The organism is Saliniramus sp. (assembly GCF_035311605.1).
Classification (GTDB): domain Bacteria; phylum Pseudomonadota; class Alphaproteobacteria; order Rhizobiales; family Beijerinckiaceae; genus Saliniramus.
In genome coordinates this window covers 1-2,816 of the sequence record NZ_DATGCW010000189.1, presented here as the reverse complement: position 1 = coordinate 2,816, position 2,816 = coordinate 1, and the positions used below count along the sequence as shown (strand labels likewise).

The following is a 2,816-nucleotide window of genomic DNA, read 5'->3' as shown; positions in this document are numbered from 1 at the left end:
GGGCAGGCCGCCATCGCGGATGAGCAGGTTGGAGCCGCGCCCGATCACGGTGAGCGGGAGATCGCGGGGGCGCTGTGCGAGAAACAGCGCCAGATCCTCCTCGTCGGCAGGCTCGAACAGGATCTGCGCCGGCCCGCCGGTGCGAAACCAGGAGAGCGGCGCCGCCGGCGCATTCGCCGTGAGCGTGCCGCGCAGATCCGGGATCGCGGCGCGGATGTCCTGCCTGCGATCGGGAAAGCCGCTCACCTGCGCTCTCCCGACGGGGCCGTCTCGCGCGTGGCGAGCTGATCAGGCAAGGCATAGGCCCATTGCGTGATGTTGCCGGCGCCCAGAAACATCACGTAATCGCCGGGCTCGGCCAGATCCGCGATGATGCCGGGCAGAGCATCGGGCGTGTCGAGCGCCATCACCGAGCGGTGCCCGCGCGCTTTCAGGCCGGTGACAAGCCCGTCGCGATCGGCGCCGGGAATATGGGCCTCGCCGGCGGCATAGACATCGGCGACGATCACCGTATCGGCATCGTTGAAACAGGTGCAGAAGTCATCGAACAGCGCATGCAGGCGGGTATGGCGATGCGGCTGCACGATGGCGATGACCTTGCCTTCGGCGGAGGCGCGGGCGGCCTTGAGCACGGCGGCGATCTCCACCGGGTGATGGCCGTAATCGTCGAAGATGGTGGCGCCGTTCCATGCCCCCGTGCGGGTGAAGCGTCGCTTGACGCCACCGAAACCGGCCAGCGCGTCGCGGATCGCATCCGGACTCATGCCCAGTTCATAGGCGAGTGCGAGCGCGCCGACGGCGTTGAGCATGTTGTGATGACCGGGCATGGGCATGACGAGATCGGATATCACCACGCTCTCGGCCCTCTTGCGGTCGTGGATCGTCACGCTGAACCGGCTCTGCCCGCCGGTCAGATCGATATCATGCACGCGCACGTCCGCTTGCCGGTTGGTACCGTAGGTCACGATTCGCCGGTCCTCGATACGCCCGACGAGATCCTGCACCGCCGGGTGATCGATGCACATTACCGCGAAACCGTAGAACGGGATGTTCTCGATGAAGCTGAAGAACGCCGCCTTGACCGCGTCATAGGTCTCGAAATGATCGAGATGCTCGGCATCGATATTGGTGACAATGGCATAGTCACAGGGCAGCTTCAGGAAGGTGCCGTCGGATTCGTCGGCCTCGACCACCATCCAGTCGCCCTTGCCCATACGGGCGTTCGTGCCATAGGCGTTGATGATGCCGCCATTGATCACCGTCGGATCGAAAGTCCCGCCTTCCAGAAGCGTGGCGACGATGGAGGTGGTGGTGGTCTTGCCGTGGGTGCCGGCGATGGCGATCGCCGTCTTTAGCCGCATCAGCTCGGCGAGCATCTCGGCGCGCCGCACCACGGGCAGGCGCAATTCACGCGCGGCCACGAGTTCGGGATTGTCGCGCCGGATCGCGGTGGAGACGACGACGACTTCCGCATCCTGCACGTTCTCGGCCGCATGGCCGGTGAAGGTGCGAATACCTTTTTCCGCGAGCCGCGCCACATTCGCATTGCCGGCGGAGGCATCCGAGCCCTGCACCGTATAACCGAGATTGTGCATCACTTCCGCGATGCCCGACATGCCGATCCCCCCGATACCGATGAAATGGATGGGGCCGAGTTTCGGGGGCAGTTTCATGGTGGTTCTCTCGTTTGGGCGCTCAGCCCTGCTTGCTGGCGAGACGCATGACCAGATCGGCGAGACGCTCCGCCGCATCCGGGATCCCTGCGCTCTTGGCTGCCTGCGCCGCTTTCGTCAAGCCTTCTGCATCGGCCAGACGCGTGGTGAGCTCCTGCGCCAGACGCTGCGGCGTAAATTCCGTTTGTGGAAGCATCAGGGCGGCGCCGGCATCGGAAAGCAGCGCGGCGTTGGCGGCCTGGTCCTGATCGAGCGCGCCGGGTAGCGGCACGAGGATGGCCGGACGCCCGATCACGGCGAGTTCGGAAACGGTCGAGGCGCCCGAACGTGAGATGATCAGATGCGCTTTCGCGATTCGTCCTGGCAAATCCCTGAAGAACGGCTCGATTTCGGCTTTGACACCGCTCGCCGCGTAGGCTTCGCGCACCCGCTCCAGATCCTCGGGCCGCGCCTGCTGCGTGATGCGAATGCGCGCGCGCATTTCCGGCGTGAGCAGCGCCATGGCCTGTGGCACGATATCCGACATGATCCGCGCGCCCTGGCTGCCGCCGAAGACGAGGAGCGCAAGGGGCGCGTCGGCGCTGATCTCGGGATAGGGGATTTTTGCTGCTTCCAGTACGTTCGCGCGCACCGGATTGCCCGTCATCACGAGCTTCGCCTTCACCGCGCCGGATATGCCACGCAACTCCGGGACGCTCGAGGCCAGATGCGTCACGCGCCCGGCGAGGAAGCGGTTGGCGCGCCCGATCACGCCGTTCTGCTCGTGGAGAACCGTCCTGCAGCCTGCAAGACTGCCCGCAAGCAGGGGCGGGACGGTGGGATAGCCGCCGAAGCCGACCACGACGTCCGGTCGCGTCCGGGCGATCAGCCGGCGGGCCTGGAAGAATCCGCGCGCCAGCGTCACCACCGCCCTGAGCGCCGCGAGCGGTGAGCGCCCCGAAGGCGTCGCGGCGGGAATGGCGACGACCTTGTCGGCGGGAAAGCGCTCGGCCAGTTCCCCGATGCGGTTGTCGGTGACCAGCAAGATCTCGAAGCCGCGTGCGCGCAGGATGCCGGCCAGCGCCTCGGCGGGGAAGAGATGCCCGCCCGTGCCGCCGGCGGAGATCATCACGCGGGGTTTGTCGGCATTCATGCTCAGGCTCC

The 2,816-nt window shown here is 66.3% G+C and carries 2 protein-coding genes and 1 pseudogene; all 3 read right to left on the bottom strand.

From position 1 onward, the window contains the following. A pseudogene (locus tag VKP01_RS08715) lies at positions 1-246 on the bottom strand (UDP-N-acetylenolpyruvoylglucosamine reductase); the annotation flags it as partial. Next, entirely contained in the window at positions 243-1,673 is a 1,431-nt protein-coding gene (gene murC / locus VKP01_RS08710; protein WP_324411757.1) for a UDP-N-acetylmuramate--L-alanine ligase, read from the bottom strand. The pseudogene VKP01_RS08715 and the gene murC, both read right to left, overlap by 4 nt. 22 nt (positions 1,674-1,695) lie before the next feature. Next, a complete protein-coding gene (gene murG / locus VKP01_RS08705) occupies positions 1,696-2,805 on the bottom strand; it encodes an undecaprenyldiphospho-muramoylpentapeptide beta-N-acetylglucosaminyltransferase (RefSeq protein ID WP_324411758.1) in 1,110 nt (369 codons plus the stop codon). Positions 2,806-2,816: the final 11 nt, after the last annotated feature.

Bases quoted from the DNA above. Each gene is read 5' to 3' on its own strand.
- murC (WP_324411757.1), bottom strand. From the start codon at position 1,673: ATGAAACTGCCCCCGAAACTCGGCCCCATCCATTTCATCGGTATCGGG.
- murG (WP_324411758.1), bottom strand. From the start codon at position 2,805: ATGAATGCCGACAAACCCCGCGTGATGATCTCCGCCGGCGGCACGGGC.